The sequence below is a fragment of the Rheinheimera sp. genome, assembly GCF_037442525.1.
Classification (GTDB): Bacteria; Pseudomonadota; Gammaproteobacteria; order Enterobacterales; family Alteromonadaceae; genus Pararheinheimera.
Map to the genome: position 1 here is coordinate 751,948 of NZ_JBBIQD010000001.1, position 15,136 is coordinate 767,083.

General features: G+C 52.5%; 14 protein-coding genes. 9 read left to right on the forward strand and 5 right to left on the reverse strand.

Going from position 1 to position 15,136, the window contains the following annotated elements:
* Positions 1-83: 83 nt before the first annotated feature.
* Complete coding sequence (locus WKJ03_RS03510; protein WP_337840767.1) at positions 84-971, forward strand: EamA family transporter; 888 nt, start codon at positions 84-86, stop codon at positions 969-971.
* On the opposite strand, the gene WKJ03_RS03515 is transcribed toward WKJ03_RS03510, so the two are convergent.
* Together WKJ03_RS03515 and WKJ03_RS03520 are read right to left on the reverse strand one after the other, a co-directional pair.
* A complete protein-coding gene (locus tag WKJ03_RS03515; RefSeq protein ID WP_337840768.1) occupies positions 962-1,363 on the reverse strand; it encodes a hypothetical protein in 402 nt (133 codons plus the stop codon). The genes WKJ03_RS03510 and WKJ03_RS03515 overlap by 10 nt on opposite strands.
* Positions 1,360-1,968 carry a DUF2799 domain-containing protein gene (locus WKJ03_RS03520; RefSeq protein ID WP_337840769.1) on the reverse strand — a complete coding sequence of 203 codons (609 nt, stop codon included), beginning with the start codon at positions 1,966-1,968 and terminating at the stop codon, positions 1,360-1,362. Before WKJ03_RS03520 ends, WKJ03_RS03515 begins: the two co-directional genes overlap by 4 nt.
* A 124-nt stretch (positions 1,969-2,092) precedes the next feature.
* On the opposite strand from WKJ03_RS03520, the gene WKJ03_RS03525 reads away from it, so the two are divergent.
* On the forward strand, positions 2,093-2,740 hold the full coding sequence (locus WKJ03_RS03525) for an ACP phosphodiesterase (protein WP_337840770.1): 648 nt from the start codon (positions 2,093-2,095) through the stop codon (positions 2,738-2,740).
* On the opposite strand, the gene sixA is transcribed toward WKJ03_RS03525, so the two are convergent.
* Positions 2,698-3,171, reverse strand: coding sequence for a phosphohistidine phosphatase SixA (gene sixA, locus WKJ03_RS03530; RefSeq protein WP_337840771.1), 474 nt, complete (start codon positions 3,169-3,171; stop codon positions 2,698-2,700). The two genes, WKJ03_RS03525 and sixA, sit on opposite strands and share 43 nt — an antisense overlap.
* A complete protein-coding gene (locus WKJ03_RS03535; RefSeq protein ID WP_337840772.1) occupies positions 3,168-3,725 on the reverse strand; it encodes a hypothetical protein in 558 nt (185 codons plus the stop codon). The genes sixA and WKJ03_RS03535 overlap by 4 nt, the downstream gene beginning before the upstream one ends.
* Positions 3,726-3,876: 151 nt before the next feature.
* Here WKJ03_RS03535 and WKJ03_RS03540 point away from each other — a divergent pair, with 151 nt between their 5' ends.
* The 5 genes from WKJ03_RS03540 to yjjX all read left to right on the forward strand — a co-directional run bounded on the left by WKJ03_RS03540 (position 3,877) and on the right by yjjX (position 9,920).
* Positions 3,877-4,266: a ribonuclease E inhibitor RraB gene (locus tag WKJ03_RS03540; protein ID WP_337840773.1), complete on the forward strand. Its 390-nt coding sequence runs from the start codon at positions 3,877-3,879 to the stop codon at positions 4,264-4,266.
* A 26-nt stretch (positions 4,267-4,292) separates the two neighbouring features.
* Positions 4,293-4,997, forward strand: coding sequence for a YebC/PmpR family DNA-binding transcriptional regulator (locus tag WKJ03_RS03545; protein ID WP_337840774.1), 705 nt, complete (start codon positions 4,293-4,295; stop codon positions 4,995-4,997).
* Positions 4,998-5,218: 221 nt separating this feature from the next.
* Positions 5,219-7,675, forward strand: coding sequence for a TonB-dependent receptor (locus WKJ03_RS03550; protein ID WP_337840775.1), 2,457 nt, complete (start codon positions 5,219-5,221; stop codon positions 7,673-7,675).
* Positions 7,676-7,747: 72 nt separating this feature from the next.
* Positions 7,748-9,331, forward strand: coding sequence for a sulfotransferase (locus WKJ03_RS03555; RefSeq protein WP_337840776.1), 1,584 nt, complete (start codon positions 7,748-7,750; stop codon positions 9,329-9,331).
* A gap of 73 nt (positions 9,332-9,404) precedes the next feature.
* Complete coding sequence (yjjX, locus tag WKJ03_RS03560; RefSeq protein ID WP_337840777.1) at positions 9,405-9,920, forward strand: inosine/xanthosine triphosphatase; 516 nt, start codon at positions 9,405-9,407, stop codon at positions 9,918-9,920.
* A gap of 160 nt (positions 9,921-10,080) precedes the next feature.
* On the opposite strand, the gene WKJ03_RS03565 is transcribed toward yjjX, so the two are convergent.
* Positions 10,081-13,017 carry a TonB-dependent receptor gene (locus WKJ03_RS03565; RefSeq protein WP_337840778.1) on the reverse strand — a complete coding sequence of 979 codons (2,937 nt, stop codon included), beginning with the start codon at positions 13,015-13,017 and terminating at the stop codon, positions 10,081-10,083.
* A gap of 436 nt (positions 13,018-13,453) precedes the next feature.
* On the opposite strand from WKJ03_RS03565, the gene WKJ03_RS03570 reads away from it, so the two are divergent.
* Positions 13,454-14,002 carry an NAD(P)H-dependent oxidoreductase gene (locus tag WKJ03_RS03570; RefSeq protein WP_337840779.1) on the forward strand — a complete coding sequence of 183 codons (549 nt, stop codon included), beginning with the start codon at positions 13,454-13,456 and terminating at the stop codon, positions 14,000-14,002.
* 78 nt (positions 14,003-14,080) lie between these two features.
* On the forward strand, positions 14,081-15,088 hold the full coding sequence (locus WKJ03_RS03575; protein ID WP_337840780.1) for a GGDEF domain-containing protein: 1,008 nt from the start codon (positions 14,081-14,083) through the stop codon (positions 15,086-15,088).
* The last annotated feature ends 48 nt before the right edge of the window (positions 15,089-15,136 follow it).

The window sequence follows — 15,136 nt, forward strand, 5'->3', positions numbered from 1 at the left end:
ACAAATTCCATCATCACCGCCATACCACAGATTGAAATTAACCACTCTGCTTTGTACATTACGCTTTTTTCCTGTGACTTCCTATGTGGCTTTCCCGAATTTACTACCCTGCACTGGCGATAAGCTCTGCCGCGCTGATGGCCAGCATAGGCCCTATTGCCCGGCTCAGTCAGGTTGACGCCGCCAGCCTGACGTTCTACCGGCTGGCCTTTGGCGCTGTTGCGATTGGATTATTTTTGCTGTTTAGCCGCCAGCTGCAATTGGTGCGCAGCAGTCCGCACTGGACAGTGGTCCTCAACGGTGTGCTGCTGGCCAGCTTTATTTTGTGTTTTTTGCAGGCCATTCAGACCTTGTCTTTAACAGTCGCCATCATGCTGGTGTACCTGGCTCCCGCCTTTGCTGCGCTGATCGCACATTTCTGGTTTAAGGAGCGGCTGACCCCTTTTTCACTGGCGATGATCCTGCTGGCCTTTTTCGGTTTTGTGCTGTTGCAGGATCTCAGTGCAGACCAATCCGGCCTGTATTCCGCAGGGCTGTGGTATGCACTGGGTTCATTGTTAACTTACTGTGCTTTTTTATTAGTGAATAAAAAAGTGCCTGTATCAGAACACCGCCTGAACAGCACCTTTTATCAACTGCTGGTCGGTGCCTGCTGTGCTTTGCCTTTTATGCTGCAGCAAGATGCGCCGAGCGCAGCACAATGGCCCTGGCTGATTGCGGCAGGTCTGTTTCCCGGTGCTTTAGCACTGTGGTGTGCGGTCCAGGCGCTGAGTCATTTGCCAGCCCGTGTGTACGGCACTCTGGCGTACACCGAACCTGTGGTGGTAGTGCTTTGTGCCTGGTGGTTTTTTGCAGAACCCTTGTCGCTGCGTCAGAGTATGGGCGTCAGCCTGATTATTCTTGCGGGCATTGCCCAGACTGCGGGTACTAAACCCGCACAGCCTAATGACAGAGCAGTGCCTCAGGCCTGAGGCACATCCAGTATCAACCGGTTTCTCAGCTCCACTGTAACACCTGGGCTTGGAAAGGCGGCATTGTAAAGCCGCAGCTGCACCCGCATGGCGGGCACCAGCCGCACGGGTTTGGGTAATTTATACAAGGTGGTACAGGGTAAACTCAGCAGCAGATCCTGCTGCAGCATAATTTCCAGCTTGCAGTTCACTCCGGCAGGCACATTGCCAGTGGCACCAAAAGCGACAATATCAGCCTGTTGTGTTGGCCATTTGGCGTCATAAGGGATCACCACTTCAGCCCCTGCAATCAGGGTTTTCTCCACATTCCAGACCAAATCCCGCGGGGCCGCCAGCGCCGCCCCAGGCACGAGCAGCAACAAGCCCAGCAGTTTGACCAGCCCCGCTGTCATAAACCCTCCTGCTTTTGCAGCAAGCTGAAATTCAGCTCTGCCTGCTGCAAATCCCGCTGCAACTGCCCCTGCGAGCGCTGCAACTCCCCCAGCTGCTGACGCAGCGACTTATTCTCAGTGCTGAGTTGTTGTTTTTGCTGTGCACTCTGAGCTGCACTTAAGGCATCGGTGTTGGCATCAATCCGCTGCTCCAGCTCCGCAATAGTCTCGGTATTTTGCGCAAACACCTGTTGCAGGTTTTCCAACGCAACTTTGGCGCTGTACCAGCTGCGGCCGCGCTGGTAGCCCAGTTTAAACTCAGCTTCGAGCGCGCCACTGCAGATGCTGTTGTAGCTTTTCCCCTGCTGCCCCCACAACAGGCCCTGATCGTACTGACAAAACTCAATAGCCCCTTCGGCATGTCCCTGCTGATAAGCCTGAAAATCCGAGTTGTGGCCATGTCTGGCGCATTCCTTCTGATAAGAACGGAACTGGCTGGCAGCAATACCTTGCTGCGCATCGGTTTTGCCTATAGCAAACCAGTCACCCAACTGGCATTCCTGTTGACTGATACTGCTGCAAGCCCCCAGACTCAGCAGCGACACCATCAGTAGCAGCTGTTTCATGCACTATCCTCATTTCTGCATTCTGGTTTTAATCTACCTGAATTGCTTTGTAGATTCCAAGCTGCATATTCCAAGCCAGAGCCACTTCGCGCACAATGGCCTTTTGGCGGCTGACGGCTGAACAATGAATTATCTGGCGCATTTATGGCTGGCCCAACACAACACCAATTCCAGAGTCGGCAATTTATTGGGCGACTTTTGTCGCGGCGTGGATTTAACACAGCAGCCCCCTGCCGTGTTGGCAGGTTTATACAACCACAGGGCAGTGGACTGGTTTACCGATCAGGCCCTTGAGGTACAGCAGGCCCGACAGCTCTTTAGTCCGGCCATGCGCCGTTTCGCCCCTGTGGCTTTGGATTTATTTTTTGATCATTTGTTGATCCGTCACTGGGCAGAATGGAACCAACAGCCATTTTTACCCTATAAAACGCAGCTTTACCTTCAGTTGCAGCTGGAATTGCCTCAGATGCCCACCGGCATGGCTGCGGTGCTGCAAAAGGTTGTGCAACAAGACTGGTTTGGCAGTTATGCCTCTGTGCAGGGTATTCAGCAGGCTGTGCGGGCCCTTGCGTTGCGTGGACAACGTACCGGGCTTTATGCCGCCATTGCCGACGAGCTACCGCAGTTGCAGCCCCACATAGAACCGCTGTTTCTCCGCTTTATACCGCGACTACAGCAATTCGTTGAACAGGCCGCCATAGAGCAGAGCCCTGACCAGGCCAAAGCGCGTTACATCAGCGCCACAGGCAAAGACCAGAGCAGGCAGGCCTGACGACCAGTCAGATCCAGCAGGCTGGCACTGGCTTTTTTGATCTGAAAACAGCTGGCTTCACTGCCCAGGTAACTGGCCAATAACGCGGAAATATCCGGCTCGTGGCCGACACAAACCAGAAGTTCAAGACCTTTTTGCTCTGTATAACGGGCAATGGCCTGCTGTTGTGCTTCAGCCTCTGAGTCAATATCCAGCCAGTCCACAGCCTCTGGCTGCGGCCAGCTTAAATGCTGGTGCAGGATCTGTGCTGTTTGTTGCGCCCGGCACAGCGTGCTGCACAACAGCACATCGGCATGCAGCCCGGAGCCAGCCAGAAAAGCGGCCAGCCGCCGGCTTTGCTGGCGGCCTTTGTCAGTTAGCTGACGAGTATGGTCTGCTAAACCCAGGCTGCGATCGTCAGCTGTGGCGTGGCGGATCAGCAGTAGCTTCATGGCTGCACCACAAAGTCGGCGCTTTCCTGATACAGGGGGTGCGTCCTGCCCTGGTACCAATACCAAATCTGGTCACTGTCGCCTGGCCCCAAAATGGCGTTCACCAGCAGCTCGCCATGCTGTAGCGGGATCCGATACAACAGGGGCTCCGACTGCAGGCCCACGGCTTTATCCAGCAACAGCTGGTTGACCTTGACCTCTACCTGACCCAAGGCGGTACCACCCCGCTCAAAATGGCCCAGCACCAGCTTTGCATGAAACCGGCTTAACTGGCCTTGCTGCAAATCAGCCAACGCAAAAGGTTCGGGCTCCAGTGTGATCAACTGCCGGGCTGCCAGTGCATTTTTGGCCTCAACTGGCAACACCAGCTCGACCTGAAGCACAATCTGATGGGCATGTTTACCGGCAAGCAAAGGTAAATGTGAGGCTATCAGTTGTTCGCCGGCCTGCAACAGCACCATGCCGTGTACACCATGGCTGGCATGCGGATCAGGTTCAGCCTGCAAAGTCCCGCACAGTCCAGACAGCACCAGGCATCGCAATAAAATTTTCATTCAAGCAGTTCCGCCTGTTATTGACTCTGCGCCAGAGTACAAAACCCCCAACTGCAGCGCCATACCCAAGGGCAGAAAAATCTTGTTATAATCGCCGCACTTTTGCCGGGCCAGACAGAGCGCCGGTCCCTTCAACTGCGGAGAACTGAAGATGCAATTTCCTGATGATGGCAATGGCGATATGCTCAAGGCGATGGCTGAATCCGGCATGGACCTGAACCAGGTGCTGGCTTTGGATTTTTATCTGGTGTTTGAAGACAAAACCAAAGCTGAACAGGCGCTGGCTGCCTTGCTTGCCAGTGAGATGGATGGCGAAGCAGAGCTGAACCTGAACGATCTGGACCAGTGGGAACTGATCGTTTGCCTGCACATGCTGCCGGACCATGCAGCTATCACTGCCAAAGAAAAAGAGCTGGATAAATTCGCCAAAAAATTCGGCGGTTACAACGACGGTTGGGGCGTAATGCAACACCAGGATGGCGATGATGAATTTGCCGACCACGATCACCACTGCGATGACCACTGTGGTCACTCTCATTAAAACTCAAAAAACAGCGAGAACGACTTATGGGCGCTCAATGGAAAGCCAAACATAAACAAGATGCTGCGGCCGCCAAAGGCCGTATTTTTACCAAATTAGCCAAAGAGATCATGGTGGCCGCCCGTAACGGCGCCGACCCGGATATGAACGCCAAACTGCGGGTAGCGATGGAAGCGGCGAAAAAAGCCTCGATGCCACGTGACACGCTGGAACGCGCCATTAAAAAAGGCGCTGGCTTGCTGGACGGTCCGGTCAACTACGAAGCCGTCACCTACGAAGGTTTTGCGCCGCATCAGGTGCCGGTCATTGTGGAATGTCTGACCGACAATAAAAACCGTTCCGCCCAAAGTATCCGGGTGCTGTTCCGCAAAGGCCAGTTGGGCACGTCCGGTTCCGTATCCTGGGATTTTAAATACTTAGGCGCCATTGAAGCGACGCCCAGCAGCCCGGATGCCGACCCGGAGCTGGCCGCTATTGAAGCCGGTGCTCAGGACTTTGAAGCCGCCGACGAAGGCGAAACCCTGTTCCTGACCGAACCGACGGATCTGGACGCCGTGTCCAAAGCCCTGCCTGAGCATGGTTTTACCGTCACCTCGGCCAAACTGGTGTATAGACCGAACAACCCGGTCAGCAACCTGACCGATGAACAACGGGCTGAAGTGGAAGCCTTCCTCGACGCCATTGACGCCGACGACGACGTGCAAAACGTTTATGTAGGCCTGGCTGGTTAACCATTTTCACAGCGAATTAACTTGAATAAAAACCCGGGAAACCCGTCAGGGCTCCCGGTTTTTTTGCATAAAAAATCAAAATAAACGGAATAGATTGCAGAAAAAAGCCAAAGTTTGGTTGAATTATATTCACTTATGCTAATGCAGCCTTGAGCTAAGTCCCGGCTTGTGTTCTTATCCGATGAAATCACAACTTTTCAGGATTAACCGAGGCTCCTCTGATGCGTTTCCAACCCCATTTGTTAACAGTCGCGGTCTGTACCGCGCTGAGCACAGTACCTGCAGTTCAGGCACAACAACAGAGCAGCGCCGAAGAGGCGCAGATTGAAAAAATCAGTATCACCGCCACCCGCCGTGCTGGCACTGTGCAGGATGCGCCGCTGAATATCACGGCGCTGGACAATGACGTGATGGCACAACAAAACATCTCTGAACTGGCTGATGTAGCCCGCTGGGTGCCGGGCCTGACTATTCCTGATTTAGGCGGCCGTGACGGCACGCCGCTGATTGTGCGTGGCCTGAACACCAACTCCTCTGGTCCGGATTCGGATGGCGGCACTGTCGCCACTTACCTGGGTGAAATGCCAGTGCAGATGGACTTACGCCTGGTCGATATTGAACGGGTGGAAGTGCTGATTGGCCCTCAGGGCACCTTGTACGGCGCTGGTACTTTAGGGGGCGCTATCCGTTATATCGCAAATGAACCTGAATTTGGCGTCACCAGTGGTTCGGTGTTTGGCGATATCTCACAAAATGCCGAAAGTGACAGCCAGGGCGCTGAAGGCGGTTTTATCCTGAACCTGCCTCTGTCCGGTGACACTTTGGCGCTGCGTACCTCACTGAATTACGTCAATGACCCGGGCTTTATTGATTACAACTATCTGGTGCGTCAGCCTGGGGTCAGCCTGGCCGACCCGGATTGGAGCAATGCCGAACAGGTTGACGCCAATCTGCGCCGCAAAGCGGACGCCAACGGCGAAAAAATTCTGACCGGTCGCATTGCACTGCGCTGGTCACCAAATGAAGTGTTCGACTCCACGTTGAACTACTACTACCAGAGCCAACAGGCCGAAGGCCGTTCGATCAGCCATTACCAGAGCCTGGGCGCTGATAACCCGCTGGCACCACAGATTGGCCAGTACGAGTCCGCTTACCGCTATGAAGAGCCAAACGATCTGGACGACTCCCTGCTGAGCCTGGAAATGAAAGTGGACCTGGATTTCGCTGAACTGGTGTCTGCGACTGGTTTGGCGACCTCCAAAGAGCAAGGCCAGCGTGACCAGAGCGATCTGCTGATCCGGTTGGATTACGGCTACGAAGAATTCCCGGCTTTTTCTGCCTTCACCTTTGAAGATGAAAAGGATGAAACCTTTACTCAGGAGCTGCGCCTGGTGTCCAGCGGCGACGACGCCTTCAGCTGGATTGTTGGCGCTTACTACAGCAACAACGAGTTTGACGGCCTGAGTAAAGAATTTACCCCTGGGTTTGACCAGTACGCCCTGACCGAATGGGAAACCGGCGGCAACCCGCGACCGGACGCGCTGGAGTATATTTCTGTCGACCAGACCAAAGTGATTGAAAAAGCGCTGTTTGGTGAGCTGAGTTACCAGTTCACTGACGCCTGGCAGGTCACTTTGGGCACCCGCTTCTACCGTTACAGTGTCAATTCCGCCTCAGCCATTGATTTACCTCTGTATAACTCAGTTTTTGATGGCGCACCGTCAGACCAAATCATTCTGGACTTTGAAGGTACCAGTGCCAAAGACAATGGCAACCTGCTGAAATTTAACAGCAACTACAAACTGACCGAAGACCTGATGGTCTACCTGACCATCAGCGAAGGTTTCCGTATCGGTGGCTCCAATGGTGTGGCCCCTTGCCCGGACCCGCTGCCGGACGACCGCCAGATTGTTTGCGCTTTACCCAGCGAGCGCCTCTATGCCGCTGACACCACCACCAACTATGAGCTGGGGTTGAAATCCAGCTGGCTGAAGAACAAGCTGCATTTAAATGCCGCTTTATTCCGGGTGGACTGGGATGATGCGCAGGTGACAGGGGCCACCATCAATGGCCAGCAGCCTATTACCACAAACGCAGCCACCGCCAAAGCTCAGGGCGTGGAATTCTCCGGCCGTGCCGTACTGACCGGTGAGCTCAGCAGCTACCTGACCTACGCCTATACCCAGGCAGAACTGACCTCAGATGCACCTTTCCTGTTTGCCGTGGTGGATGACCAGGGCACAGAGCTGCAGGATTATTACGATGGCAAAGCTGGTGATCGCCTGCCGGGCTCCCCAGAGCACAGCCTGTCCTTTGGCCTGAATTATCAGACTGAAGTCTTTGACGACAGTCAGCTGGACTTCAGCTACGGCGTTACTTACCAAAGTGATGTGTACACCAAAGTCGGCCTGCGTGCAGATGGTGAAGCCTTGCCAGGTTATGCGGTGAATAACTTTTCGGCCAAACTGGCTGAAGAGGCCTGGTCTGTCACTTTCTATATTGACAACCTGTTTGATAAATACGCTTATACGGCCACCCGCCGTGATCGCGGTGATATTGGCCTGGCGCGTTTTGACGAGATGAACAGCAATGACCCGGCGCTGCAGCGCAACTACGGTCATTACATTCTGACACCCCGTACTTTGGGCCTGAAGTTTAACTATCAGTTTGAACTTTAAGCGGCAAGGCGGTATACCAGGTTACAGAGGATCAAAGCGCCTGCGGGCGCTTTGTTTTTTAAGCGGAACTTTATGTCAGATCCAACCCAAGATGCCTTACTGCAGGCCAGGCAGCTGATACAGCAACAACAGGGGCAAGCGGCCTATCAGCTGCTCGCCACCCTGGTCCGGCAGCAACCCGCTGTTGCCGACAGTTATTTCCTGATGGCGCAGATCCAGCTGCAGCACCAGCAGTTGCACAAAGCCAAAGCGCTGCTGGTGCAGGCGCTGAAACTGCGCAATGAACCGGAGTTTCGCGTGCTGCTGATCCAGGTCTGCAGTTTGCTGGCACAGATGGCCGATGTGCAGCTGTTGATCAAACCTTTGCAGCCCGCTGGGCTTTCGCAGGCTGGCTGGGCCGATACGCTGGGAGTGGCGCTGACCCGGCTGGGCGATCATCAGGCCGCCCTTGGTTATTTTGCCCGGGCTGTGGCCCTGGCCCCACAACAGGATGCCTACCAGTACAATTATGGGGTGGCGCTGAAATTCTGCGGCGACTTTGCCGCGGCTAGCCAGGCCTTGCAGCAGGCCATTCACTACAACTCAAAGCATAGCTCGGCCTGGTACGCCTTAAGTGAACTTCAGACCACAGCTCAGGCATCAACGGCAATTCCCCGGTTACGGCAGTTGCTAAGCCAGCAGACCGATCCGGATCAACGACTGATCGCCAGCCATGCATTGGCTCGTTATCAGGAAGCCGAAGGCGCCTTTGCCGATGCACTGCTCACCCTGGAGCACGCCAAACAGGTAAAAAAGCAGACCACGCCGACAGCCGCCAGCGACCTGCTGCAGCTGTTTCCGGCGCTGACACAGCTGGCAGAACAGGCAAGCTCCCCTGCTGGCGGCAGCAGCAGTCAAGAACCTGTTTTTATTATCGGCATGCCCCGCTCCGGCACCACATTGGTGGAGCGGATTTTAAGCAGCCACAGCCAGGTGCAATCGGCCGGTGAATTGCAGGATTTTGCCACTGCAGTGAAAGAGCTGACGCAAAGCCCGGGCCAGACCGTATTAGACCCGGCGACTCTTGCTGCGGCTTATCAGTTGGACCCAGCCGCTATTGCCGGGCGTTATTTGCAGCGCAGCCGGGTGCTGACGGGCAGCAAACCGCATTTTATCGACAAGCTGCCATTTAATTTCTTTTACGTCGATTTACTGCGCCGCGCCTTCCCACAGGCAAAGATTATCTGGATGCTACGCAATCCGGCCGACACCTGCCTGGGCAACTACCGCGCACTGTTTTCACTGCACAACCCCTATTACAGCTATGTGTTTGATTTAAAAGACACCGCCGCCTTTTACGCCGGGTTTTACCGCTGGACAGAGTTCTGGCAACAACAGCAACTGCCACAAATTCGTTTTCAGTCCTACGAACAGCTGGTGCGCCAACCCGACCAACAAACCCATGCTTTGTTGCAGTTTTGTGGCCTGAGTGCAGAACCTGGATGTTTTATTTCTGAGCGCAATACCAGCCCTGTCGCCACTGCGTCCAAAGTGCAGGTGCGGGAAGCCATTCACACCAAAGCCATCGGCCGCTGGGCCAGGTACCAACCAGCGATAGACCCCCTGTTGCAGGCCTTAGAACAGCACCAGTTGCCCTTTGAGTGGCCAGAATTTTGAGACCATAGCGCTAGGTGTCTGAACTTAAGGGCTTTATACTGTTGCGCTGTTTTTCAGTTCAAGGACTACTGCGATGAAAGTTCTGGTTGCCTCGGCCAACCCGGCCAAAATCCGCGCTGTGGAATCGGCTTTTTCGGAAATGTTTGGCAGTGTCGGCTTATCCGTTTCTGGTGTCGCCACCCAAAGCGGTGTGGCCGCCCAGCCCATGACCAGCGACGAAACCCTGCAGGGTGCGCTGAACCGGGTGCAGGCATTGCAGCACGCTGATGCCGATTACAAAGTAGCGATTGAAGCCGGACTGGACGGCGACATGACCTTTGCCTGGATGCTGGTGGAGCACCAGGGCCAGTATGGCAAAGCCCGCTCGGCCAGCCTGATGCTGCCACCCCAAGCGCTGACCGCACTGCAACAGGGCCAGGAACTGGGCGATGTGATGGATGCGATGTTTGCCCAGCAGAATGTGAAACAACAAGGCGGCGCCATAGCCCTGTTAACCAAGGATAAACTCAGCCGCAGTTCGGTTTATCATCAGGCGCTGATCCTGGCATTGATCCCCTTTTTAAACCCTGCATTGTTTAGAGCGTGTTGACCTTTCAGGGTTGTTTTTCAGCAGTCTGGCCGATTGTTATGCCAGGCACTGTGAGTGCCGTAGTGAATAACCTGCTTTTCATGTAAAAAAAAGCCTGCATTTAGCAGGCCTTTTGACATGCAGCGCTCCTTGCTGCAAACATGTTTACTCAGTTAACCAATTAGAAACGAGCCTCTAAACCCAACTGGATTGAACGTGGCTCTTGCCAGGTATAAGCGGCACCATAGTATTGGTTCTTCACACCAGGTGTGGTTTCATAGTGTTCATTGATAGATTCAATTTCCTGCGAATCCAACACGTTGAAGATATTCAGTGTGGCTCGCATATCCACGCCGCCCAACTCAAACATGTAGTTGGCGGACAGGTCCAGTTTAAAGGACCACGGAGTGCGACCTATTGAACCACGAGGTACAAAGCTGTAGGTATCACTGACTGGATCATACAGGTAGAACGTGTCGCCATAGCTGCCGTACACCATTGGATCATCATCAGGATAACCGCGACCAAAGGCACTCATAGGACGGCCACTGGCCAGAGTGCTGTTGAAACCAACGGTCAGGTCTTCCAACAGGTCATAGCTACCATAAAGTTTAAACACATGGCGTCTGTCATTGGCCTGGTAACCGTCAGCACCATCCATCAGAGCCGGGAAGTCAAAATCCTGCGTAATACCGGGATCAGCCTGACCTATATCTGATTTCACTGCACCTTCAAAGTTACCTACACTGCGGCTCCAGGTGTAAACCAGCGTGAAGCGGGTTCTTTCACCGGCATAGGCCAGCTGAGTTTGCAACGCAGTGTATTCGTTTTTCGCTTCTGGCAGACCAATCTCCGCAGCGGTATAGGTTTGGCGGCTGTCAGGGTCAATCACACCATCGGCATCATTGTCCAGCTGCCAGGTAGAATCTTCACCTGGGTTTAACAGGGTGCAGGTGGCCTGAGAAGCCAGCGGACCACAGTAGTCATCCAGCGCAGACACAACCTCACGGTAGATACCGCGTACAGAACCGGTGATCTCGTCAGTCAGCTGAGTTTCATAACCCAGAATATATTCATCTTTGGCAAAAGGATCCGCTTCTTCAGCCTGGAAAGTGGCCTGAACAGCCGGATTTGGTACCGAGTTCACTACGGTGGAGTTGGCACCGGCAATGGGTGTCAGACCTGTGGCTGCACCAGTTGCATCAGAACCAGTAAACAGGTAGTAAGTTGTTGTATCACTCACACCTGACGCCGCACGGTAGTTGGTATTGTTTGGTACCGGCAGGTAATAACGGCCATAAGTACCAAAGATCTTCGATGTACCTTCACCCGTTGGGTCATAGCTGAATCCCAAACGTGGTGCAATATCTGTACTAAAAGATGAGAACACTAAACCTGTGACACCAGCATTTTCAAATTTGTCTTTACGCACACCAAGACTCAGACGCAGGTTATCTGTCGCCTGCCATTCATCTTCCAGGTACCAGGCATCCAGTTCAGTCGTAAAACCACCACCACCGGCAAAGATACGATCCGCAACATAATCCAGTGCAGCACCAGTATTATTCACATACAAAGCACCATCATTACCCTGAATACTTCCGCCTGTTGCTAAAGTACGGTAAGTCCAGTTATGACCCGTAATTGGGAATGAAGTATGATTGGTGTCACGGGTTTGAGTATCATAACCAGCACGCAATAAATGGTCGCCCAATACATATTCAACATTCAGACGAAGCTGCTCATTATTATCAACATTGTCTCCGTAACTACCACCAGGGCCACAGCTGGTTATCTTCTGGCTGTCAGGGATAGGACGAGCATCGGTCACCGTCGGGCAATCCAAGTTACCAGGCACGTTGGTGTATTGGGTTTCAATCTCACCATACATGGCCGTCACAGTCAGCTCATCGGTAAAGTTACCGGTATAACTCAGGCTCTTCACATCACCACCGCGCTTCAACACAGTGCTGCCCAATAAGCTGCCAATTTCACTGGTGTTTGCGTTAAAGCTGTAAGTTTCGGAGTTTGTATCACTGCGGTTAGAGTAAGCAAATAAGCTCAGGGTGTGCTGATCCGTGATCAACCAGTCAATTTTGGTGCCCCAAAACAGGTTGTCCCCACCACTGGAATCCCGGCGAATAAACTGATTATCTGCCGCATATTGAGTAGAGCCTGAGCGCGATGCAAAATCATCCTGGATATCACGGGGGTTCACCAGTGCATAAATAAACAGCTTATCTTCAATCAGCGGACCGCCGGCTGAAATTGTTACTTCTTTGGCGCTGTATTCATCTTGGGTGGTATTACGGAAAGCGCTGCCTACACCGCCATTGCCTTTAGAAATGCGACCAGATTCTGCCAGGCTTGCTGGTGTCCACAGCCCGGTAACAGCGAACTCCCACTCATTGGTACCACTTTTGGTAGTGCTGTTAATTAAACCACCTGTTGTACGGCCAAACTCAGCGGAGTAACCACCGGTTTTCACCTGAAACTCTTTATAGAACTCAAATGGCACCGAACCACAACCCAAACCCTGACTGGTATCAGTAACTTCCAGGCCATTGATATAGCATGTATTTTCAGCGACTGATGCACCACCAAATGAAGCCACATTACCGAAGCGGGTGTCACCTGCTACAGTGCCCGGTGCCAGCAAGGCGACTGACGTCAGGTTGCGTGGTACAGGCATACGATCAAGCTCAATTTCACCCATCACCAAACCAGAGTCACTGGTAGTCAAATCGATAGGATTGATACGACTACCAGTCACCTGAATGACTTCCAGACCTTCTGAGCCTGAGCTTGCCAGGTCATAACTGGCCTGTGTGTTACTGCCTAAGGATACCCGGACCTTGTCCGTGGTCACAATTTTACCGTCTTTAGCGATAGTCAGTTCGTATTCTCCCGTAGGCAACGAAGAAATACGGAAGGCACCATTACTGGCCGGTGTTACCTCACGGCTCAATCCCGTCGCTGTATTTTTTACACTGACTTTATAGGTTGTAGAGTTGGCAGCATTAATAGTACCAACAATATCTTCCGCAAGAGCTACCGCAGGCATACCTATAAAAGAGGCAATAGATAACGCCAGCAAACTCTTTTTTGCATATCTCATAATGATCCCCTGGATATTATTATTTTCTTGTTTGTAGAAACAATCTACAAAAAAAACAGTACGCCCAGAGGAAACACAAAGAAACAACACCATCGATGAAACAACAAAAAATAAAGATAAAACCACATAAACAAATTTAATTAACCCATAATAAAAACATAACTAATTAAACACATACAAAACAAAATAAAAGCTTACATAACTTAACACTACTATAATTCAATAAATATCATCAATCTGTTTATAAATTCTGAATCGTAGACAATCAGGTCGTTTTTCTATTCATTATTCGTGAGAATGATGAAACGAATATGACTGAACTGACTGCTATTCAGGCGCATCAACAGATACTTAGCTGTGACGATGTAGGGAAAAGGCTGGATCTGACTGCACCTTACAGCCTAAGCTGGTGCTTTAACCACCACAGGAGTGAAGCATGGCAAACTTAAGAATTCTGGCGATTTGTGGCAGTTTACGGCAAAAATCCACTAATAAAGCACTGTTGCAGTATGCGATGCAGCAGGCCCCGGCCGGAGTTGAGATTGAACTGGCGGACTTGTCGGAGCTGCCATTTTACAATGCAGATTTGGCAGAAAAACCAGCCAGCGTGACCAGACTGGTGGCACAGGCAGCCGCGTCTGATGCACTGCTGCTGGCCTGCCCGGAATACAACTACTCTATTGCACCAGCGCTGAAAAATGCGCTCGACTGGTTGTCCCGCGAACCGAACAATGGCGTGTTGGCCGGAAAAACCGCCGCCATTCTGGGCTCAGGTGGCGGTATGGGCACGTCCAGGGCTCAGTACCATCTGCGTCAGGTTTGTGTCTTTCTCGATTTGCATCTGGTGAATAAGCCTGAAGTATTCTGCAATTCCTTTGGTCATAGCTTTAATGAGCAGGGTGAATTGGTGGATGAACGTATCCAGGGTCTGATCCGGCAACAACTGCAGGCGTTGGCGGAATTGACAGGCAAGATCCGCAATTAAAACAAGGCAGTGCTTGTGCCTGATGAAAAAGTTTGTCAGATTAGCCAAAGCAAAAACCCACGGATAAGAGGTTGTCGCTTGATTGAGCGTTTAAAACAGGATTTTTACCTGATGATGGTGACACTGGTTGGTGTACTGGCCAGTTTCACCTTGGTACCTTTTGTGCTCTACCGTCTGGCCAGCGGGGATTATCTGGTTGCCACTGTGGATCTGTTGCTGATTGGCACCTGCTCGCTTTCGGTGCAATGGGCTTGGCGCACCGGTGATACTGAACGGCCAGGCCTGATGATGGCCGTGGCTTTTTGTATTGGCGCTGTCACTGTCGTTTATAAACTGGGGTCAGATGCGCTGTATTGGATTTACCCATTAATGATGTTTCTGTTTTTCCTGGTGGCGCCGCTCAAAGCCCTTTGGTTATTGCTGTCGATGCTGAGCGCTATTGCGTTGCTGTACCTGTCAGACCAAAGCCATATATTTGCCAGCTCTTTTCAGTTTGTCGTCTTTATCGCAACCACCTTAATCACCTGCATCTTTGCCTATATTTTTGCCTACCGTACCCATTTGCAGCGCAATGAGCTGCGGAAACTGGCGACGATAGACCCCCTGACCGGCGCTTGCAACAGACATCACCTTTCCGATGAGTTGACAGCGGCAGTGCAGCACTACCGCACCACAGGCAGGGATTCAGGGTTGATGCTGCTTGATCTGGACCACTTTAAAAGCATTAATGATCAGTATGGCCACCAGACAGGTGACCAGATCCTGATGCAACTGGTGCCTCTGCTGCGCCAGATGGTGCGTCAGCAGGACCAGATTTACCGGTATGGCGGTGAAGAGTTTGTCATTCTGGTGCAAGGCATTGAATTAGCCGATTTGCACCAACTGGCGGAAAAAGTCCGTCATGGCATCTGGCAGCAACTGACCTTGCCGGATGACAAAACCATCACCACGTCCATAGGTATCGCCTGCACCAGTCAGGCCCGCGACTGGTCGCATTGGCTGCAGCTGGCCGATCAGGCGCTGTACCAGGCCAAGCACCAGGGCCGCAACAAAGTGATGCAGGCAGAGCAGAATGTTACGACTTAAGTCGTAACGCCAGCCCACAGACTCTGCATTATGCTGAAGGTATCTGGG